21 protein-coding genes and 1 tRNA gene are annotated in these 19,685 nt (G+C 69.6%); 13 read left to right on the top strand and 9 right to left on the bottom strand.

What is annotated here, in order from left to right; all coding sequences use genetic code 11:
• Window positions 1–178 precede the first annotated feature (178 nt).
• The 5 genes from ABAZ39_RS18375 to ABAZ39_RS18355 all read right to left on the bottom strand — a co-directional run bounded on the left by ABAZ39_RS18375 (window position 179) and on the right by ABAZ39_RS18355 (window position 7,280).
• A tRNA-Gln gene (locus ABAZ39_RS18375) sits at window positions 179–253 on the bottom strand.
• A gap of 79 nt (window positions 254–332) precedes the next feature.
• Window positions 333–2,432: a glutamine amidotransferase gene (locus ABAZ39_RS18370; RefSeq protein WP_040134292.1), complete on the bottom strand. Its 2,100-nt coding sequence runs from the start codon at window positions 2,430–2,432 to the stop codon at window positions 333–335.
• Window positions 2,429–5,164, bottom strand: a complete 2,736-nt coding sequence (locus ABAZ39_RS18365) for a DUF4159 domain-containing protein (RefSeq protein ID WP_040134291.1) — start codon at window positions 5,162–5,164, stop codon at window positions 2,429–2,431. The genes ABAZ39_RS18370 and ABAZ39_RS18365 overlap by 4 nt, the downstream gene beginning before the upstream one ends.
• A 162-nt stretch (window positions 5,165–5,326) precedes the next feature.
• Window positions 5,327–6,226: a DUF58 domain-containing protein gene (locus ABAZ39_RS18360; RefSeq protein ID WP_014198437.1), complete on the bottom strand. Its 900-nt coding sequence runs from the start codon at window positions 6,224–6,226 to the stop codon at window positions 5,327–5,329.
• A 10-nt stretch (window positions 6,227–6,236) separates the two neighbouring features.
• On the bottom strand, window positions 6,237–7,280 hold the full coding sequence (locus ABAZ39_RS18355; RefSeq protein ID WP_014198438.1) for an AAA family ATPase: 1,044 nt from the start codon (window positions 7,278–7,280) through the stop codon (window positions 6,237–6,239).
• A gap of 191 nt (window positions 7,281–7,471) precedes the next feature.
• Between ABAZ39_RS18355 and ABAZ39_RS18350 the strand changes: the two genes are divergently transcribed.
• Genes ABAZ39_RS18350 through ABAZ39_RS18335 form a run of 4 tightly spaced genes read left to right on the top strand, consistent with a single transcriptional unit; the run spans window position 7,472 to window position 10,336 of the window.
• A complete protein-coding gene (locus tag ABAZ39_RS18350) occupies window positions 7,472–8,068 on the top strand; it encodes a DUF1285 domain-containing protein (RefSeq protein WP_081863143.1) in 597 nt (198 codons plus the stop codon).
• Window positions 8,065–8,751 carry a CoA pyrophosphatase gene (locus ABAZ39_RS18345; RefSeq protein WP_040134290.1) on the top strand — a complete coding sequence of 229 codons (687 nt, stop codon included), beginning with the start codon at window positions 8,065–8,067 and terminating at the stop codon, window positions 8,749–8,751. Before ABAZ39_RS18350 ends, ABAZ39_RS18345 begins: the two co-directional genes overlap by 4 nt.
• Before the next feature lie 13 nt (window positions 8,752–8,764).
• Complete coding sequence (locus ABAZ39_RS18340; protein WP_040134289.1) at window positions 8,765–9,055, top strand: DUF6111 family protein; 291 nt, start codon at window positions 8,765–8,767, stop codon at window positions 9,053–9,055.
• Window positions 9,056–9,097: 42 nt separating this feature from the next.
• Window positions 9,098–10,336, top strand: a complete 1,239-nt coding sequence (locus ABAZ39_RS18335) for a CCA tRNA nucleotidyltransferase (protein WP_040134288.1) — start codon at window positions 9,098–9,100, stop codon at window positions 10,334–10,336.
• Between the two features lie 10 nt (window positions 10,337–10,346).
• Here ABAZ39_RS18335 and hemF read toward each other — a convergent pair whose 3' ends face one another.
• Both hemF and ABAZ39_RS18325 read right to left on the bottom strand, forming a co-directional pair.
• A complete protein-coding gene (gene hemF, locus ABAZ39_RS18330; RefSeq protein ID WP_081863142.1) occupies window positions 10,347–11,234 on the bottom strand; it encodes an oxygen-dependent coproporphyrinogen oxidase in 888 nt (295 codons plus the stop codon).
• A 20-nt stretch (window positions 11,235–11,254) separates the two neighbouring features.
• Window positions 11,255–11,728, bottom strand: a complete 474-nt coding sequence (locus tag ABAZ39_RS18325; RefSeq protein ID WP_040134287.1) for a tRNA (cytidine(34)-2'-O)-methyltransferase — start codon at window positions 11,726–11,728, stop codon at window positions 11,255–11,257.
• A gap of 256 nt (window positions 11,729–11,984) precedes the next feature.
• Here ABAZ39_RS18325 and petA point away from each other — a divergent pair, with 256 nt between their 5' ends.
• The 4 genes from petA (at window position 11,985) to ABAZ39_RS18305 (ending at window position 15,285) form a co-directional block, all read left to right on the top strand.
• Window positions 11,985–12,554 (top strand): ubiquinol-cytochrome c reductase iron-sulfur subunit, encoded by a 570-nt coding sequence (gene petA / locus ABAZ39_RS18320; RefSeq protein WP_014198445.1) that lies wholly within the window; start codon window positions 11,985–11,987, stop codon window positions 12,552–12,554.
• A 29-nt stretch (window positions 12,555–12,583) separates the two neighbouring features.
• Entirely contained in the window at window positions 12,584–13,852 is a 1,269-nt protein-coding gene (locus ABAZ39_RS18315; RefSeq protein WP_040134286.1) for a cytochrome b, read from the top strand.
• Window positions 13,852–14,616, top strand: a complete 765-nt coding sequence (locus tag ABAZ39_RS18310; protein ID WP_040134285.1) for a cytochrome c1 — start codon at window positions 13,852–13,854, stop codon at window positions 14,614–14,616. Before ABAZ39_RS18315 ends, ABAZ39_RS18310 begins: the two co-directional genes overlap by 1 nt.
• Before the next feature lie 117 nt (window positions 14,617–14,733).
• Window positions 14,734–15,285 (top strand): DUF924 family protein, encoded by a 552-nt coding sequence (locus ABAZ39_RS18305; RefSeq protein ID WP_014198446.1) that lies wholly within the window; start codon window positions 14,734–14,736, stop codon window positions 15,283–15,285.
• Here ABAZ39_RS18305 and ABAZ39_RS18300 read toward each other — a convergent pair.
• Window positions 15,260–15,814 (bottom strand): response regulator, encoded by a 555-nt coding sequence (locus ABAZ39_RS18300; RefSeq protein ID WP_247881717.1) that lies wholly within the window; start codon window positions 15,812–15,814, stop codon window positions 15,260–15,262. The two genes, ABAZ39_RS18305 and ABAZ39_RS18300, sit on opposite strands and share 26 nt — an antisense overlap.
• Before the next feature lie 184 nt (window positions 15,815–15,998).
• Here ABAZ39_RS18300 and ABAZ39_RS18295 point away from each other — a divergent pair, with 184 nt between their 5' ends.
• Complete coding sequence (locus ABAZ39_RS18295) at window positions 15,999–16,403, top strand: DUF423 domain-containing protein (RefSeq protein ID WP_040134284.1); 405 nt, start codon at window positions 15,999–16,001, stop codon at window positions 16,401–16,403.
• 17 nt (window positions 16,404–16,420) lie between these two features.
• On the opposite strand, the gene ABAZ39_RS18290 is transcribed toward ABAZ39_RS18295, so the two are convergent.
• The gene (locus ABAZ39_RS18290) at window positions 16,421–16,780 is read right to left on the bottom strand and encodes an ArsR/SmtB family transcription factor (protein ID WP_040134283.1); all 360 of its coding nucleotides are present in this window, start codon (window positions 16,778–16,780) and stop codon (window positions 16,421–16,423) included.
• 267 nt (window positions 16,781–17,047) lie between these two features.
• Between ABAZ39_RS18290 and ABAZ39_RS18285 the strand changes: the two genes are divergently transcribed.
• From ABAZ39_RS18285 to ABAZ39_RS18270, 4 genes are all read left to right on the top strand, one after another.
• Window positions 17,048–17,275, top strand: a complete 228-nt coding sequence (locus ABAZ39_RS18285; protein WP_040134282.1) for a sulfurtransferase TusA family protein — start codon at window positions 17,048–17,050, stop codon at window positions 17,273–17,275.
• Window positions 17,276–17,442: 167 nt separating this feature from the next.
• The gene (locus tag ABAZ39_RS18280) at window positions 17,443–18,372 is read left to right on the top strand and encodes a histone deacetylase family protein (RefSeq protein WP_040134281.1); all 930 of its coding nucleotides are present in this window, start codon (window positions 17,443–17,445) and stop codon (window positions 18,370–18,372) included.
• Window positions 18,373–18,528: 156 nt separating this feature from the next.
• Window positions 18,529–18,783, top strand: a complete 255-nt coding sequence (locus ABAZ39_RS18275; protein ID WP_040134280.1) for an exodeoxyribonuclease VII small subunit — start codon at window positions 18,529–18,531, stop codon at window positions 18,781–18,783.
• Between the two features lie 25 nt (window positions 18,784–18,808).
• Window positions 18,809–19,675 (top strand): polyprenyl synthetase family protein, encoded by an 867-nt coding sequence (locus tag ABAZ39_RS18270; protein ID WP_051658404.1) that lies wholly within the window; start codon window positions 18,809–18,811, stop codon window positions 19,673–19,675.
• The last annotated feature ends 10 nt before the right edge of the window (window positions 19,676–19,685 follow it).

Here is a 19,685-nt window from a genome sequence, read left to right as displayed (position 1 = left end):
AACCAAACAAGTCCAAATCGGGCTCCTCCGTGCGCACATAGTGTGCACCGGAAACTTTCGTACAAAATTGGAAAGCGAGGATTTCCAACGGGTTCGATTACCATGTGTGCGCAGTCTGGTGCACACGGAAAAGGACCCCAACCAAACCAAAAACGAGAACAAAAACAGTGGGTTAGGTTGGCTGGGGCGCCAGGATTCGAACCTGGGAATGGCGGTACCAAAAACCGCTGCCTTACCGCTTGGCGACGCCCCAACCGAACGGCGCGATCAGCGCCGGAAGGGTCGGGACCATAAGCGGAAACCCAACCCGATTGCAACAGCTTCGTTGACCCTTACCGCCCCTCACGACGCCAAGCCATCAACAGCGCGCCCAGCGCCAGCGCCAGCACAGCGCCCACCGGCAGCAAGGGCACCTCGGACACCCCCGTCACCGTAAAATCGCCGTTGGCGCGCAGGCCGATCCAATCGTTGCCGGTCTGCGTCCGGTCGGGGAGGGTGCGGCGCACGTCGATGCCGGGGCGCACGCCGCCTTCCGTGTCGGAAATCCAATGCACACCGCCGCCGGTCTCCTCGGCGACGCCCGACAGGCGGTCGCCGGTGGAGCGCACGTCGGCCAGTTCCGGTGGGTTGACGGCGCCCACCACGGCCAGCGCCGTGCGCTCGCCGTCAGTGATGCGGTAGATGCCCGGCTCCCCCGCGACCACGGTGGCGCTGGCGCGGCCGGTGCGGTCCTCGGTCATCTCCAGCGTCCGGGTCTCGTCGGAGGGGGTGGTGAGGGTGATGCTGCGCGGGTCGGGCTCCAGCGAGCGGCGTTCCACCGTGATGCGGTTGCCGTCCACATGGGCGCGCAGGTCGTTCTCCTCCAGTTCCGGCTCCTTCATCAGCCAGTGGGCGAGGCGGCGCAGAAGCTCGGCCTGCGGACCGCCGCCCTCGAAGCCGCGGCTCCACAGCCACATCTGGTCGGACGCCAGCTGCGCCACCCGGCCCTTGCCGACGCGGTCGAGGATCAGCAGCGGCCGGTCGTCGGCGCCGTTCATCACCACCGCGCCGTTGCCCGGCACGACCTCCACCTGGTGGAACCAGCGGCCCCAGCTCGGTTCGCCGTCCGGGCGGTCGCCGGGCAGGCCGGCGGTCACCGGATGGCGGCGGCCGACCTCCGTCACGGTCGGCTTGAAGGGGCGGTCGATGGCCTGCCCGGTCGGCTCCGCCGGCATCACTTGGCCCAGCGGCGTGCGGAACAGCGACAGCGGGGTAGCGTAGCCCTGGCCGGACGCCTCAAGCAGGGCGCCGCCCTTCTGCACATACTCGGCGATGTTCTCCAGATACATCTGGGGCAGCACGCCGCGCCGGCGGTAGCGGTCAAAAATGATCAGGTCGAACTCGTCCAGCTTGATCTCGAACAGCTCGCGGATCGGGAAGGCGATCAGCGACAGCTCGCGGATCGGCGTGCCGTCCTGCTTCTCCGGTGGGCGCAGGATGGTGAAATGGACGAGATCGACCGACGGGTCGGCCTTCAGCAGGTTGCGCCACGTCCGTTCGCCGGCGTGCGGCTCGCCGGACACCAGCAGGACGCGCAGGCGGTCGCGCACTCCGTTCACCACCACGGCGGTGCGGTTGTTGGCGAGCGTCAGCTCCTGCCGCGCCGCTTCGACCTCCATCTCCAGCACGTTCTGGCCGCCATGGTTCACCGGCAGCTCCATGTGGAAGTCCTGGCCGACGGGCACGCGGACGGTGCGCGGCGGCCCGCCGTCCTGGCGCAGCGTCACCGCCGCATCGGCCGACTGGCGGCGTGGCATGTCGTCTACCCGGATGGTCAGCTCCACCGGCTTGCCGACGAGGCCGTAGGCCGGCGCCTGGACGATGGCCAGACGACGGTCGCCCTCGTCGCGGTTGCCGGTCAGCAGCGTGTGCACCGGGCCGATCTCGGCCAGCCGGGCGAGGTTTTCCGGGACGTCGTGGACCTGCCCGTCGGTGATCAGCACCGCCCCGGCCATGCGGCGGCGCGGCACGTCGGCCATGGCGCGGTTCAGCGCGTCGAACAGATGCGTCTCGTTGATGGCGGAGGCGCCGGATTCCGCGTCCCCGGCGCGGACCAAGCGCAGCTCCAGATCGTCGAAGGCCTTCAGACGCTCGGTCAGGCGCTCCAGCTCGGCCTCGGCGCGGGCGCGGCGGTCGCCGATGTTCTGGCTGGGCGAGGCGTCGAGCACGACGACGGCCACGTCCTTGATCGGCTCCCGCTTCTCCTGCACCAGCGACGGGTTGATCAGCGCAAGCGCGAGCACCGCCACCGCCAGCGCGCGCAGCCAGACGCCGCGCGCCCGGCGGAAGACGGCCAGGGCCAGGATCGCCAGCGCCGCCACGAACAGCGGCACCAGGAAGACCCAGGGCAGCAGCGGCGCCAGAGCGATGGAGGTTCCGTCAAGCAGGGTCACTGGCCGAGCCTCTCAAGGATCGCGGGCACATGGACCTGATCGGCCTTGTAGTTGCCGGTCAGCGCGTACATGACGAGGTTGACGCCGAAGCGGTAGGCCATCTCGCGCTGCCGCTCCCCGCCGGGCACGACGGCGTAGAGCGGCTGGCCGTTGCGGTTCGCCGCCCAGGCGGCGGCCCAGTCGTTGCCGCCGATCAGGACCGGGGAGACGCCATCGTTGGCGCGGCCCTCGCGCGCCTCGATCCACAGATTGCCGCCGTTGTAGCGGCCGGGGAAATCGTTTAGCAGATAGAAGGACTTGGTCAGCACGTGGTCGGGCGGCACCAGAGCCAGCGGCGGGATGTCCAGCCCTTGCACCATGCCCTGGAGCGCCTGGTTGCCGCCGACGGCACCCGCCGACTGGTCGCGCGTGTCGAACAGGATGGTGCCGCCGTTGCGCATGTACTCGTTCAGCCGGGCGCGGGCGTGGTCGCTCAATGCGCGCTGCCCGCCGGACACCGGCCAGTAGAGCAGGGGGTAGAAGGCCAACTCGTCGGTTTCCGGGTCGACGCCCACCGCCCCGGCGGCCTCCACCGCGGTGCGGCGGGTCAGCACGTCCACGAGGCTTTCCAGACCGGCGCGCGAGGTGTCGTCCACCGCGCCGTTCCCGGTGCGCACATAGGCCAGGTAGGTCTCCGCCGTCACCTTGGTCGATTGCGCGTCGTCGGCGCGGGCGGACTGCCAGGGCGCTGCGGCCATGGGGAGCGCCGCGCCCAGCGTCAGCAGGATCGCGGCGGCGGCCCCGGCGCGGCGCCTCTTGCCGCCGAAGCGCCAGCCGCCGAGCAGGCCGCGCAGCATCAGGGCGATCAGCAGGTCGATCATGGCAAGCGACAGGGCGATGCCGAGCAGCGCCGGCTTCAGCGCCACCTCGCCCCGCGTGCCGTAGGGGCCGCGGGCGACCCCGCCGGGCATGGCGCCCAACGGCTCGATCCGCGTCAGCGTGGCGGTCAGGTTGAGGGCGCGGCGGGCCTCCTCGGTGCCGTAGAAGCCCGGCGGGTGGCGTGGGCCGAGCACGTCGGCCCCGGCGTCCCCGGCGATGGGGAAGGCGGCGGCCGGCGGCGGCACCAGCCGGCCGAAGCCGTCCAGAACCTCCAGCGGCTCCAGCGTGCTGCCATGGGCGCCCCCGGCGACGCCGCCGCTCAACGTCACCAGACGGCGCAGCATGTCGACGAACAGGCCGGACATCGGCAGGTTGGACCATTCCGGGCTGGCGGTGGTGTGGACGAGCACGATGTAGCCGTCTCCGCGCTTTTCCGAGGTGACCAGGGGCGTGCCGTCCTGGAGCCGCGCCCAGGTGCGGTCGGCGAGGTCCAGAGCCGGTTCGGCCAGCACCTGCCGCGACACGGCGACGTCGTCGGGGATGTGCAGGCCGGCGAACGGGCTGCGTCCGTCGAAGGGCTGGAGCTTCGCCGGCTCCGACCAGGACAGGGCGCCGCCCAACGCGCGGTCGCCCAGCCGCAGGCGCACCGGGACCAGACGGTCGGGATTCTGGGCCAGCCGCGGCCCGGCGAAGCGCAGCAGCACACCGCCTTTGCGCACCCAGTCCTCGATGGTCTGGGCTTCCTGCCCGGTCAGGGCGCCGATGTCCGACAGGACCAGCACGGCGAGGTCGCGCTTGAGAAGCTCGTCCGGCTCGCCGCGCCGCACCTCGTTGTAGGGGGCCAGCGCCCGTTCCAGATAATGCAGGTCGGAGAGCAGCGGCTGGTTCTCGCCGTTGGCGCGGCCCGAGGCCAGCCCGACCGGGCGGCGGCGCCAGCGTTCGTCGAGCAGGACGGTGGCCCCGGCGGTGGTGTCGTTCTCCACGCGCAGGCTGGCGGCGTCGTTGCGCAGCTCCGCCGGCACCTCGAAGCGCACCTCGCGGGTGAGCTGCCCGGTGTCGAAAGCGACAGGTTGGCGGGTCAACAGGCGGCCGTCGGCGCCGGACAGGCGCACGGTGACGCTTTCCGGACGCGAGGCGTCGGCGCGCACCACGCGGGCCGTCAGACCGGCGCCCTCCGACGACGGGGGAAGCAGCAGGTGAGGTGGTTTCTCCGCGGAATCGTCGAGGATCTCCAGGGAGCCCATGCGCTGCAGCGTCTCGGCGAGGCCGCGGGCGGTGCGGTCGCCGATGCCGTCCGACAGCCAGACGGTGTGGGCGGAGCCGCGCGCGGCGAGACCGCGCACCGCCTCCAACGCGCCGGCGCGGTCGGTCGACCAGGGGTGCGGCTCCAACGCCTGGATCAGACGGCGGGCCTCCGAGGCGGGCAGGGGCGGGCTGGCCTTTACCGCCTCGCCCCCGGCGGGCCGGGCGGTCGGCAGCAGGACGACCGGGCGGTTCTGCCGCTCCGCCTGCGACACCAGCTCCTCCATGGCGGCGCGGCGGCCCGTCCAGTCGCGGCCCGACGCCCAGCCGTTGTCGACCAGCAACAGAAGCGGCCCGCTGCCCGGCAGGGCGGCGCGCGGGTTCAGCAGCGGCCCGGCCAGCGCCAGGATCAGCAGTGCGGCGACGATCAGGCGCAGGATCAGCAGCCACAGCGGGGTGCGGGCCGGAGTTTCCTCCCGCGCCGTCAGGTCGCGCAGCAGCCGGATGGCGGGGAAGCGCACCACCCGCGGGGCCGGCGGCGTGACGCGCAGCAGCCACCACAGCACCGGCAGGACGGCCAGGGCGGCCAGCACCCACGGAACGGCAAAGGCGATCGGTCCGAAACCCAGCATCGGCGTCTACGCTGTTGGAGGATGGAGAATGGAGGGCGAAGCGATTGCCCCCTCCCTAACCCTCCCCCGCTTCGCAGGGGAGGGAGATTTGACCCTCCCCTGCGTGAGCGGGGGAGGGAGGGACCCGCGAAGCGGGAGGGTGGGGGCAACGCGCCGTCCCACCTAAACCGCCTCGCGCGCCAGGGCGCCCCACAGCCCGAGCAGGGCGGTCTGGGGCGGCCGGTCGGTGCGGTGGACGGCGTAGGTCCAGCCGGCGGTGCGGGCGAGCGCGTCCAGGCCGTCCTGGTGGGCGCGCAGCCGCTCCAGGTAGGTCTCGCGCACCGCCTCGACCCGCGGCACCAGCAATTCCTCCTCGCCTTCGAAGCCTTCGAACTCGACGCGGCCCTCGTAGGGCAGGGTCTCCTCCGCCGGGTCGAGGATTTGCAGCAGATGGCCACGCACACCGCGTCCGGTCAGGGCCGACACGGTGGCGTGGATCTCCGGCAGCGGCGACAGCAGATCGCCCACCAGCACCACCTGGGCGTGGCGGGGCAGCGGTTCGGGCTGCGGCAGCGCGTCGGGGGAATGGGCGTTGCGCGGGTCGGTCATCTGACCGGCCATGCGGTTCAGGGCGAACTTGCCATGGTCCGGGCGCTGGCCGGAGTTCAGCAGGCCCACCCGCTCGCCGCCGCGCACCAGCAGAACCGCGGCGGCGAGGGTCAGCAGGTCGGCGCGCTCCCGCTTGGTCGGCAGGCCGTTGACCGAGCGGTAGTCCATGGAAGGCGAGCGGTCGCGCCACAGCCAGACGGTCTGCGCGGCCTCCCACTCGTTCTCGCGCACATAGACGGGCTGGGTCTTGCCGGACTGCCGCCAGTCGATCATCTGCGGCGAGTCGCCGGGCTGGTAGCGGCGGAACTGCCAGAAGGTCTCGCCCAGCCCGACGCGGCGCCGTCCGTGAACGCCCTGCGCCACCGTGGAGGCGACGCGCTCCGCCGCGACCAGCAGCGGCGGCAGGGTGGCGGCCAGCCCCTCCGCGCGCTGCTGCGCCCGCAGGGTGGTGGCGCCAAGGGTGGGACTGGCCATCGGCGGGTCCTTACGACAACGGGGCGCAGAGGCGGTTGATGATATCGTCCAGCGTGATCCCGTCCGCCCGCGCCGCGAAGTTCAGCGCCATGCGGTGGCGCAGCACGGGCTTCGCCAGGGCCACCACGTCGTCCAGCGACGGCGCCAGCCGCCCGTCCAGCACCGCGCGGGCGCGGGCGGCGAGCATCAGCGCCTGGCTGGCGCGCGGGCCGGGACCCCAGGCGACGTGGCGCTGCACCTCCGGCAGGTCGGTCGCCTCCGGACGGCCCCGCCGCACGAGGTCGAGGATGCCGTCAACGACGCCCTCACTGACCGGCACGCGGCGGACCAGCCGTTGCGCCACCTGGAGGTCGGCGGGGGAGAGCACCGTCACCGCCTGCTCGTCCAGTGAGCCGGTGGTGGCGATCATCATCCGCCGCTCGGCGTCGCGGTCCGGGTAATCGACGTCGATCTGCATCAGGAAGCGGTCGAGTTGGGCTTCCGGCAGCGGGTAGGTGCCTTCCTGCTCCAGCGGGTTCTGGGTGGCCAGGACGTGGAAGGGTTGGGGCAGGGCGTGGTAGTGGCCGGCGACCGACACGCGCCGCTCCTGCATCGCCTGGAGCAGGGCGGACTGGGTGCGCGGGCTGGCGCGGTTGATCTCGTCGGCCATCAGCAGCTGGCTGAACACCGGCCCGGGAATGAAGCGGAAGGAGCGGCGGCCCTGCTCGTTCTCCTCCAGCACCTCCGACCCCAGGATGTCGGCGGGCATCAGGTCGGGCGTGCACTGGATGCGCTTCTCGGCGAGGCCCAGCACGGTGCCCAGCGTCTCGACCAGCCGCGTCTTGGCGAGGCCCGGCACGCCGATCAGCAGCACGTGGCCGCCGGCCAGGAGCGTGATCAGCGTGAGGTCGATGACCTCCTGCTGGCCGAAGATGATCCGGCCGATGCGGTCGCGGACGTGGGTCAGCCGGCCGCCCAGCGCCTCGATCTCCGCCATGAGCTGGTGCGGGTTCTCGGCGGCGGGAAAGTTCTGGCCCGGATTGGCCCCCGGATTGACGGCATCGGTTGCGCTCACGTCTCTGCTCCCGTTTAAGACCATTCACTCTGGTGGGCAATCATGACCGCCCAATCATGACCACTGGGGGTCGAAACGGCCATCGTGGCAAATCCGCCAGTCCGGACCTATGTGACGAGTATGGCGAAATTACGTTGCGCGGCCAGTTCCCTCTGTGCCCCTCAGGCCCGAAAAAGATGAGAAGGCTAGCGATGAAGGTCGGCAATGACGGGGCGAATGACAAGCGCCCAAATGAAACGCGCCCAGGTGAGGTGACAGGTGGAGAGAGCGGCGAAAGCCTGCCCCTCCCTCTCCCCCTGGCCGCAAGGGAGCAGCGGTTCGACATCCGCATCGCCCGCGACGGCACGTGGTTCCACGAGGGCGACCCGATCCGGCGGATCGAGCTGGTCAAGCTGTTCGCCACGGTCCTGCGGCGGGACGAGTCCGGCGACTTCTGGCTCGTCACCCCGGTCGAGCGCGGGCGGATCGTGGTCGAGGACACGCCGTTCGTCGCCGTGGAAATGGCCGCAAGTGGACATGGAGACGAACAGGTCCTGTCGTTCCGCACAAATTTAGACGAATGGGTCGAATCTGGGCCGGATCATCCGATCAGGGTCGTCCACAATCCTGAAAATGGCGAACCGACGCCCTATATCCTCATAAGAAACGGGCTCGAAGCGCGAATTCTCCGGCCGGTCTACTACGAAATGGTGGACCGGGCCGATACGCGCGGCCATGATGGTGAGGCTGAGGTGGGGGTATGGAGCAAGAAGGTCTTCTTCGCGCTGGGCAGGCTGCCTGGCGGGTGAGTCTCGACGAGGTCCGCAAGCGCTTTCCGGGAAGCGCCGCCGCCGACCTGCGCCCGGTCAAGGTGCGCGGCGACCACGATCTGAATCCCGGTTTCGAGCCTTCCCAGGGTAAGCTGCGGGAGGCCGCCGTCCTGGTGCCGCTGGTCGATCGTCCGGAGGAGCTGACGGTCATCTTCACCCAGCGCACCGCCAACCTGACGGCCCATGCCGGGCAGATCAGCTTCCCCGGCGGGCGGATGGAGAGCGACGACCGCGACCCGGAGGACACCGCCCTGCGCGAGACCGAGGAGGAGATCGGACTGGGGCGCGACCACATCGAGGTGCTGGGTCGGCTCGACACCTACGTGACGCGCACCGGCTTCCGGGTGACACCGGTGGTCGGGCTGGTGCGCCCGCCTTTCCAGGTGACTCCCGACCCGACCGAGGTGGCGGAGGTGTTCGAGGTGCCGCTGGCCGCCATCCTCGACCCGACCAACCCGCAGCGCCACAGCCGCGAATTCCAGGGTGCGCAACGCTATTTCTACGCCTTCCCCTACCAGCAGCGCTTCATCTGGGGGGCGACGGCGGGGATGCTGGTCAATCTCTGCGATGTCCTCCGTGCCGAGGGGCTGGGCGAGGGGCTGGGGTGCGACGGCCTGGGAAGCGATCGCCTGGGCGACGTGCCCGCCGGCGGATCATCGTAGGGCGGGCGGCGCGGTGCTGCGGATTTTCCTGACGGTCATCCTGCCCCTGGTCCTGCCCACGGTCGGTTACGCCCTGTATGTGCTGGTGGTCGAGCGCCGCCGCCGCGAGGCGGAGGAGGCGCACAGCCCGGCGCCGTGGTGGGCGACGGCGCCCTGGCCCTGGCTGGTCTTCGCCGGGGTGGCGGCGATGGCGGTGACCCTGGGCTCGGTCGCCATGACCAGCGGGGTGCCGCCGCACACGCCCTACACCCCGGCCCATGTCGAAGACGGGAGGGTGGTTGGCGGCGGGGCGTCTGGCAATTGAGCGTCTCTGGCAATTGAATGCCTTGCGGGCTAGCCTGCCGCCATGACCGTCAACGCCCGCATCGCTCCCCAGCCCTGGATGACCGCCCCCGAGACGCGCGCCGTGTTCGACGCCCTGGCCGCCGGAGGGGCGGACGCCCGCTTCGTCGGCGGTTGCGTGCGCGACGCGTGGCTGGGCCGCAAGGTCAAGGACATCGACATCGCCACCCACGCCCCGCCGGAACGGGTGATGGCGCTGCTGAAGGCCGCAGGCATCGGCGCCATTCCCACCGGGATCGAGCACGGCACCATCACCGCCGTGGTGGGGAAGGCCCATTACGAGATCACCACGCTGCGTCGAGACGTCGAGACCTTCGGGCGTCACGCCCGCGTCGAATTCACCGACGACTGGCGGGAGGACGCCGCCCGGCGCGACCTGACCATGAACGCCCTGAGCTGCACGCTGGACGGCTGCGTCTACGACCCCTTCGGGGGATTGGCGGACATGGCCGCCGGGCGGGTGCGCTTCGTCGGCGACCCGCGCCAGCGCATCGAGGAGGATGTGTTGCGCCTGCTGCGCTTCTTCCGCTTCCACGCCCATTACGGGCGCGGCGCGCCGGACGAGGCGGCGCTGGCCGCCTGTGCGGAGATGGCTCCCCGCCTGCCCACCCTGTCCGGGGAACGGGTGCGGGGCGAGTTGTCCCGCCTGCTGGCGGCGCCCGACCCAGCGTCGGCCTGGGCGTTGATGATCCGGCTCGGCGTGATGGCCCATCTGCTGACGGACGCGGTGCGCACCGCCCGGTTGGACGGTCTGGTCCGGTTGGAACACGATCTGGACGAACCGCCCGAGGCGGTGCGCCGCTTCGCCGCCGTGCTGGACACCGACCGGGCGGGGGCGCTGGCCGTGGCGCAGACCCTGCGCCTGTCCAACGCCGACCGCGACTGCCTCGCCGCCCTGACCGAGCCGCCGATGGCCGTAGCACCCTCCGACGGGCCGGTGAAGCGGCGGCAGGCGCTCTACCGGCTGGGCGACGCCGGACTGTACCGCGATCTCGTGCTGCTGGCGGCGGTGGACGCGCCCGGACCGGTGGCGCTCGACGCGGTCAGGGCTGCGCTGGCGACCGCCGAGGATTTGCCGTCCCTGGTCCTTCCCATCGCCGGGCGCGACCTGCTGGCCATGGGGATGCCGCGGGGCCCGGCGGTGGGCGCGCTGCTGAAGCAGGTCGAGGCGTGGTGGATCGCCGAGGATTTCCGGCCGGGACGGGACGAGTGCTTGGCGGAGGCGAGGCGGCGTCTGGGGTGAAGCGCCGCCGTTACGGCCACTTCACCTCGGGCGGCATGCTCATCAGGATGGCCTCGGTGTTGCCGCCGGTCTTCAGGCCGAAGGTCGTCCCGCGGTCATAGAGCAGGTTGAACTCGACGTAGCGGCCGCGGCGGATCAGCTGGTGCTCGCGCTGCTCCGGGGTCCAGGGCCGGTTCATGTGGCGGCGAACCAGGGCGGGGAAGACCTCCAGGAAAGCCAAGCCCACGTCGCGGGTGAAGGCGAAGTCGGCCTCCCAATTCCCGGAATCCAGGTTGTCGTAGAAGATGCCGCCGACGCCGCGCGCCTCGCCCCGGTGCGGCAGGAAGAAGTAGCGGTCGCACCATTCCTTGTAACGTGCGTAGCAGGTCGGGTCGTGGCGGTCGCAGGCGTTGCGGAAGGCGGCGTGGAAATCGGCGGTGTCCTGCTCGTCGGGCACCATGGGGGTCAGGTCGGCGCCGCCGCCGAACCAGCCGAGGCTGGTCACGATGTGGCGCGTGTTCATGTGGGTGGCCGGCACCAGCGGCGAGCGCATGTGCGCGACGAGGCTGATCCCCGACGCCCAGAACCGCCCGTCTTCCGCGGCGCCGGGAATGTTGGCGCGGAACTCCGGGCTGAAGGTGCCGTGCACCGTGGAGACGTTGACCCCCACCTTCTCGAACACGCGGCCACGCATCACCGACATCACGCCGCCGCCGCCCTCGCCGCCGCCATGATCGGGGCGCTGCCAGGGCTTGCGCTCGAAGCGGCCCGGCGGCAGGTCGGCATGGGTGCCGGTCAGCTCGTCCTCGATCCGCTCGAACTCGGCGCAGATGCGGTCGCGCAGTTCGGCGAACCAGGCGCTGGCCTGAGCCTGACGGGCGGTTCTGATGTCCATGGCGTCGGTGGGGGAGGTGGTCATGGGCGGGCGTCCGGCGTCGGTCAGGGCGAAGGAAGGGGCGAGGGTCTCGGCAATGCGGCCGTCTGCCGCAGGGCCTCACCCAACACCATCGCGGCACTCAGCGCAACATTCAGCGACCGGGCGGGCGGCATCAGGGGGATGACCAGCCGGGCGTCGGCCGCCGCGTGCACGTCGTCGGGCACCCCGGCGCTCTCGCGCCCGACCATGATCCGGTCGTCCGGGGCGAAGGCGAACTCGGTGTAGGGAACGGCGCCGCGGGTGGTCAGCAGCACCAGCCGCCCGGCCTGCGGCAGCGCCCGGTAGGCCGCCCAGGAGCTGTGCCGGACCAGAGCCAGCTGGTCGATGTAGTCCATCCCGGCCCGGCGCAGCTTGCGGTCGTCCAGAACGAAGCCGCAGGGCTCGATCAGGTCCAGCGGCACCCCGAGTCCCGCCGCCAGACGCATCAGAGTCCCGGCGTTCTGGGGAATGTCCGGTTCGAAGAGAACGAGGCGCATGAAATTCCCTTTTGGTTCAGCGACGTCTAATGGTGCACCGCAAAGCGCGACAAGTTGTCCCGATGACAAAACCTTTTCAAGGCGTTGCCGCGACTGTATACCGCACCCCGGATACCCGGGACATACAACCCCGGTCGACGCGGCGCGCACCCACCCACCCAGTGAGCGGACATGCCCGTCAAGTCGTGATAAACACTGGTCCACGTGTCATAGGGCGCTTCGGCGCGCCGCGTATGCCTTGAGGAGATTAACGCTTATGGCTCAGACCACGCATCCGCCCGGGACGGGTGGCCACGCGGCCCCCGGCGGCGAGGGGGCTTCCCGCCGTGATTTTCTCTACCTCGCCACCGGGGCCGTGGGTGCCATTGGTGTCGCGTCGGCCGTCTGGCCGTTCATCGACAGCATGAACCCGGCCGCCGACACCCTCGCGCTGGCTTCGATCGACGTGGATCTGGCCCCGGTCCAGGAAGGCCAGGCGATCACGGTCACCTGGCGCGGCAAGCCGGTCTTCGTCCGCCACCGCACGGCGAAGGAGATCGAGGAGGCGCGCACCGTCAACCTCGGCGAACTGCGCGACCCGGCCGCCGACGACGCCCGCGTCAAGAAGCCGGAATGGCTGATCGTCGTCGGCATCTGTACGCACTTGGGCTGCGTGCCGCTGGGCCAGAAGCCGACCGATCCGCGCGGCGACTACGACGGCTGGTTCTGCCCGTGCCACGGCTCGCACTACGACACCGCAGGGCGCATCCGCAAGGGTCCCGCCCCGGCCAACCTCGTCGTTCCGCAGTACGCTTTCACGAGCGACACCGCGGTTCGGCTCGGCTAAGCGGCCCTTAAGGTTCTGGAGACCCCAAGATGGCTCAGGCTCACGCCCCCCAGTTCAAGAATCCCGTCGTGAAGTGGATCGACAGCCGCCTGCCGATCTTCACGATGCTGGACCATGAGTACAACCAGTATCCGATGCCCCGGAACGTCAACTATCTGTGGGCGTTCGGTGCCATCGCCGGCATCATGCTGGTCATCATGATCGCCACCGGCCTCGTGCTGGCGATGCAGTATGCCGCGCACACGACCATCGCCTTCGACTCGGTCGAGCGCATCATGCGCGACGTCAACTACGGCTGGCTGCTGCGCTACGTCCACGCCAACGGCGCGTCGATGTTCTTCATCGCCGTCTACATCCACATGTTCCGCGGTCTCTACTACGGCTCCTACAAGGCGCCGCGCGAGATCCTGTGGATCCTCGGCGTGCTGATCCTGCTGGCCATGATGGCGACCGCCTTCATGGGCTACGTGCTGCCGTGGGGCCAGATGAGCTTCTGGGGCGCCACCGTCATCACGAACCTGTTCTCGGCCTTCCCGCTGGTCGGCGACCCGATCGTGACCTGGCTGTGGGGCGGCTTCTCGGTCGACAACCCGACGCTGAACCGCTTCTTCGCGCTGCACTTCCTGCTGCCGTTCGTGCTGCTGGGCCTGGTCGTCCTCCACACCGCCGCCCTGCACGTCTCCGGCTCCAACAACCCGCTGGGCATCGACGCCAAGGGCCCGCAGGACACCGTGCCGTTCAACCCGTACGTCACGATCAAGGACGGCTTCGCGGTCGTCGTGTTCCTGATCTTCTACGCGGCCTTCGTCTTCTTCGCCCCGAACTACCTCGGCCATCCGGACAACTACATCCCGGCCAACCCGCTGGTCACGCCGGCGCACATCGTTCCGGAATGGTACTTCCTGCCGTTCTACGCGATCCTGCGCGCGATCCCGGACAAGCTGGGCGGCGTGCTCGCCATGTTCGGCGCCATCGCGGTGCTGGCGGCCCTGCCGTGGCTCGACACCTCCAAGGTGCGCAGCTGCAAGTTCCGTCCGATCTACCGCCAGTTCTTCTGGATCCTCGCCATCGACGCCCTGGTCCTCGGCTACGCCGGCGCGATGCCCGCGGAAGGCGTGTGGCTGCTGGTCGCCCGCATCGGCACGGCCTACTACTTCTTCCACTTCCTGATCCTGCTGCCGCTGCTGGGCAAGCTGGAGCGTCCGCTGCCGCTCCCCGCCAGCATCTGCGAACCGGTTCTGAAGGGCGGTGGCCGCGTTGCCGCCGGCGCCCACGCCAAGCCCATGGAGAAGGCATAATGCGCTCTCTGAAGTCTGCCATCCTCTCCGCGGCCGTCGCCCTGGGTCTGGCCGGCGCCGCGCAGGCGTCGGAAGCGGTGCACATTCCCAAGCAGGAGTGGTCGCACAGCGGCGTCTTCGGCACCATCGACAAGGCCTCGGCGCAGCGCGGCTTCCAGATCTACAAGGAAGTCTGCTCGACCTGCCACTCGGCCAAGCTGGTCCCGATCCGCACGCTCGCCGGCATCGGCTTCAGCGAGGACGAGCTGAAGGCGATCGCCGCCGGCTATGAGGTCCAGGCCGGTCCGAACGACGCGGGCGAGATGTTCATGCGTCCGGGCATCCCGGCCGACCGCTTCCCGTCGCCGTTCCCCAACGACAACGCCGCCCGCGCCGCTAACAACGGCGCCCTGCCGCCGGACCTGTCGCTGATGGCGAAGGCCCGCGTCGGCGGCGAGGACTACCTCTACGCCTTCCTGACCGGCTTCGAGGAGAACCCGCCGGAAGGCGTGACCCTGATGCCGGGCATGAACTACAACAAGTACTTCCCGGGTCATCAGGTGGGCATGCCCAACATCCTGATGCCGGACGGCGTGACCTACGCCGACGGCACCCCGGCGACGGTGCAGCAGCAGGCCCACGACATCAGCACCTTCCTGACCTTCATCGCCGAGCCGCACATGGATGCGCGCAAGCAGATGGGCGTGAAGGTGATCCTGTTCCTGATCGTGCTGGCCGGCCTGATGTACGCCACCAAGCGCAAGCTGTGGAGCACCCTGCACTGAGCCGCGTCCCGGCCCGGTGTGGATGATCGAGACTGGACAGGGCGCCTTCGGGCGCCCTGTTCTTTTGTGGGCGAGGTTCTTGACCGGCGACCCCATTCCCAGGCGAAGGTGGTGCAGATGACCGACAGGCTGATCGACGAGATCGTGGATTTCTGGTTCGACGAAGCGATGAAGCCCTACTGGTTCCGCCAGTCCGACAGTTTCGACCGGACGGTGCGCGACACGCTGCTTCCCCATCACGAGGCGGCGGCGGAGGGGCGGTACGATCATTGGTTGGAGGATGTGGACGGCTGCCTGGCGCTCTGCGTCCTGCTGGACCAAGTGCCGCGCAACGTCTTCCGCGGTTCGCCGCGGGCCTTCGCGACCGATGGCAAGGCGCTGGCGGTGGCCCGCCATGTGGTGGAGCAGGGATACGACCTGGAATGCACCGAGGACGAGCGGATCTTCCTCTATCTGCCGTTCGAGCATCAGGAGGACATGGACTGTCAGGAGTTGTCCTGCACCCTGTTCCGGGAGCGGGTCAGCGATCCGGAGGTCGTGGATTACGCCGAACGCCACCGCAAGGTCATCGCGCGCTTCGGGCGGTTTCCCCACCGCAACGCGGTTCTCGGCCGCGAGACGACGCCGGAGGAGGCGGAGTTCCTCAAGGAGCCGGGGTCGTCCTTCTGACGGTCTCGTCCTCCGGCATCCGGGGCTCCAGCCAACGCTTCAGGGCGGCCAGCAGTTCAGGGCGGCGGACCGGCTTGGGCACGTAATCGTTCATGCCGGCGACCACGCAGCGGTCGCGGTCCTCGGCGAAGCCGTGGGCGGTGACGGCGATGATCGGCACCATGGCGCGGGGGCCGGCCATCGCCCGGATCGCCAGGGTCGCGGCGATGCCGTCCACCTCCGGCATGGCGACGTCCATCAGCACGGCGTCGTAGGGGACCTCCGCCGCGGCGACGGAGGCGATGGCCTCCGCCCCGCCGTCCGCGGTGTCCACGGTGAAGCCGACCTTGCGCATCAGCGCCGCGGTCAGCAGCCGGTTGGTCGGGCTGTCGTCAACCACCAGCAGGCGCCCACCGCGGGCCACGGCCCAGGCGATCAGGCGCTCCTCCCCGGACGGTGGCAGCGTGCCCAGGGAAACCGGCGAGCTGTGTGGCGCCGGCTCGGTGTGGGGGGTGTCTTGCGGCTGTCGGTGCAGAATGATGTGGTTCACCACGAGCCTTTGGCATTTTGCAAATCAATTTGCGCCGAACCGCCGCGGACTCCCGGTTTCCCGAGGGGATGAGATGGCTGGCCGATCCGTGCTAAGCAAAGGGCGGGCCAGTTGGTTACGAGATCGAACTTTTCCCGCCGCCCGCAATGGACGGAATGCGGGAACGCCAGCGTGGAGAGGACCTATGGGATTGGTTGATCGGCTCTGGGTGGCCTTCGCGGCCCTCAACGGCGCCGTCGCGGTGGGGGCGGGGGCCTATGCCAGCCACGGGCTGGCCGGCGACCCGCGCGGGCAGGAGCTGTTCCGGCTGGCCGGGCAATACCAGATGTGGCACGCGCTGGCCCTGGTCGCCCTGGTTGCATTGCTGCGCACCGCCGACGGCCCGGCGCGCCTGGCGCTGCGCCTGTCGGGTTGGCTGTTCGTGGCGGGGATCCTGCTCTTCAGTGGGACGCTCTACGCGACCGCCACCAGCGGCCCGCTGCCCTTCGCCATGACCGCCCCGACCGGCGGCAGCGCCTTCATCCTGGGGTGGCTGGTGTTGGCCCTGGCGGTTCTGCTGTTCGGGCGGCGCTTCCTTGGGCGGGCCTGAAACGGGAAGGGCGGCGCTCAGGCTGGGGCGCTGCTCGTTTCCTCGGCGGAGGTTGGCGACCCCTCGTCCTTCTTGCGGGTGATGGGCACGCAGAACAGCTCATGGAGAGTCGCCATGATGGTCTGCGCCTCGTGACCGTTCAGCGAGTAATAGATGTTCTGGGCGGCGCGGCGCGTCCGCACCAGCTTGTCGCGGCGCAGGCGGGCCAGATGCTGGGACAGGGCCGACTGGCTGAGGTCGACCAGCTCCTCCAGCTCGCCGACCGACTTCTCGCCCTCGGTCAGGTAGCACAGGATGAGCAGGCGGCGCTCGTTGCTCATGGCCTTGAGCAGCGTGCTGGCCCGCCGTGCGTTGCTCTGCAGATCGGCAATGTTCATGAAACGACCGTTTCTGTCGACGCCAAGCAACAGCGAACCGTTGCGCCCAACCCTTGCGCCGCAGCACCGCCGTTTATCGTTCGTGTTCAATCATATGGAAGAGTGTACCGCGCTGTCTACCCGTGGATGTCCCGTAGTCGAAAGAATGTTCCCCGTTCTGCGAATGCACCGTTCAACGGGTTGAAGCCGCGCGCGCCGCCGTTCTAGACTCGCCGCCTCGAATCGTTGCGGCGGTGCCCAAAGGCGCCCAAAGGAGTGCAAGGAACGATGGCTGACCAGACGCTGGACGCCAAGGGGCTGCAATGCCCGTTGCCGGTGCTGCGCGCGCGCAAGGCGCTGAAGACGGTGCCGCCCGGATCGACGCTGACCGTCGAGGCGACCGACCCCAGCGCGCCCAAGGATTTCGCCGCCTTCTGCGAAGCCACCGGCAACCGGCTGGCCTCCAGCGTGGAGGAGGGGGGCATTTACCGCTTCGTGATCGAACGCTGCGCCTGACGGCGCTGAGAACAGGATGCTTGCACGTGCTCCGCGCAAAGGGGGTGGGGACGGCGGTTGGGGGATGTGACGATAAGCCCCGCAATCATCCTGTACTTTCATTAGCGATCCGGGAAGAATGGGTGCAGGGAAATGCCTCGAACACGAACGAAAAAGACAGATAAAGCATGTTCACCACCCTGTTCACCCACGCCGCCTGCCTGGACCACGACACAGGGCTGGGCCATCCGGAATGCGCCGACCGGCTTCGTGCAGTGCTGGCCGCGCTTGAGACCGAAGAATTCTACATGCTCGAACGGCAGGAGGCGCCGCTCGCCACCCTTGAGCAGCTGTCCCGGGCGCACCCGCGGGAGCATGTCGAGCGCATCCTGGCGCTGGTGCCGGAGCAGGAACACGCCGGCATCGACGCCGACACGGTGATGTCCCCCGGCTCCGGCGAGGCTGCGCTGCGCGCCGCCGGGGCGGTGGTCGCGGCTGTGGACGCGGTGGCGTCGGGCCATTCGCGCAACGCCTTCTGCGCCGTGCGCCCACCGGGGCACCATGCCGAGCATGACAAGGCCATGGGCTTCTGCCTGTTCAACAACGCCGCGGTCGGCGCCTACCACGCGCGGGCGGCGCACGGGCTGCAGCGGGTGGCGGTGATGGATTTCGACGTCCACCACGGCAATGGCACGCAGGACATCTTCCAGCGCGACCCGGACCTGCTCTACTGCTCCACCCACCAGTCGCCGCTGTATCCCGGCACGGGCGACGCGGGGGAAAAGGGCGAGTACGGCAACTGCGTCAACGCGCCGCTCGCCGCCATGTCCGGCTCGCCGGAATTCCGGCACGCGATGACCCACATCATCCTGCCGGCCATCGACCATTTCAAACCGGACCTGCTGATCATCTCCGCTGGATTCGACGCCCATTCGCGCGACCCGCTGGCCGGTCTGCACCTGACCGACGACGATTTTGCCTGGGCCACCCGCAAGCTGGGCGATCTCGCCCGCACCCATTGCGGTGCCCGCATCGTGTCCGTGCTGGAAGGCGGCTACAACCTGCGCGCCCTGGCCACGGCCACCGCGGCGCATGTGCGCGAATTGATGTATTGCTGAGCTTTCCGATTCTTCCGGCCGATTCTTCCGGCTAGGCCCGTGGTGGGAGCGTGATACGCCCGCCGCGGGCCTTGCGCATTTGGGGACTGAGCCATAATTTCGGTTTTCGGTCCCATCGCGGGCACCCCATCGTATGGATCATTGGCCGGATGGATCATGGCTGACGCTGCACACATTCCCCCCGACATCGCCGCCCTCAGCTTCGAGGACGCGCTGGCCGAGCTTGAGCGCATCGTGCGCCAGCTCGAAGACGGGCGCGGCAAGCTCGACGACGCGATCTCGTCCTACGAGCGCGGCACCGCGCTGAAGCGGCATTGCGAGGCGAAGCTGCGCGAGGCCCAGGCCAAGATCGACCGCATCACCGTTGCCGCCGACGGCACCCTCGGCACCGAACCCGCCCGGATCGACTGACGTGCAGACCGACCTCAAGACAGCCATGGCCGACATGGCCGCCGATGTGGAGCGTGCGATCCTGCACCTCCTGCCGACGACCGACCTTCCCGAATCGCGCGTGCTGGAAGCGATGCGCTACGGCTGCCTGAACGGCGGCAAGCGGCTGCGTCCCTTCCTGGTCTGCCAATCCGCGGCGCTGTTCGGCGTCAACCCGGACTGCGCGCTGCGCGTCGCCGTGGCCGTGGAGTTCGTCCACAGCTACTCGCTGGTCCACGACGACCTGCCGGCGATGGACGACGGCGACCTGCGTCGCGGCCAGCCGACCGTTCACCGCAAGTTCGACGAGGCGACCGCCATCCTGGCCGGCGACGGGCTGCTGACCTACGCCTTCGAGGTGCTGGCCGACCCGGCGACCCACGAGGACCCGAACGTGCGCTGCCAGCTCGTGGCGGCGCTCGCCAAGGCGGCAGGGCCGCACGGCATGGTCGGCGGCCAGATGCTCGACCTGATCGCCGAGCATGAGACCTTCGACCTCGGCACGACGACGCGGCTCCAGCGGATGAAGACCGGCGACATGATCGCCTTCTCCTGCGAGGCCGGCGGCATCCTGGGCAAGGCCCCGCCGCCGCAGCGGCTCGCTCTGCGCGCCTACGCCCACGATCTCGGGCTGGCCTTCCAGATCGTCGACGACCTGCTGGACATCGAGGGGACGGAGGCGGAGACCGGCAAGTCGGTCGGGCGCGACGCGCAGGCCGGAAAGGCGACCTTCGTGTCCATCCTCGGGCAGGACCGTGCCCGATCGCAGGCCGCCATGCTGGCCGTCCAGGCCAAGGCGCACCTGGAGATCTTCGACGGGCGCGCCGATATCCTCAAAGCGGTCGCCGACTTCGTCGTCGCGCGGCGGACCTGAACGGAGGACG

The sequence above is a fragment of the Azospirillum argentinense genome, assembly GCF_000632475.1.
Classification (GTDB): Bacteria; Pseudomonadota; Alphaproteobacteria; order Azospirillales; family Azospirillaceae; genus Azospirillum; species Azospirillum baldaniorum.
This window is presented reverse-complemented; position numbering and strand designations above follow the sequence as displayed.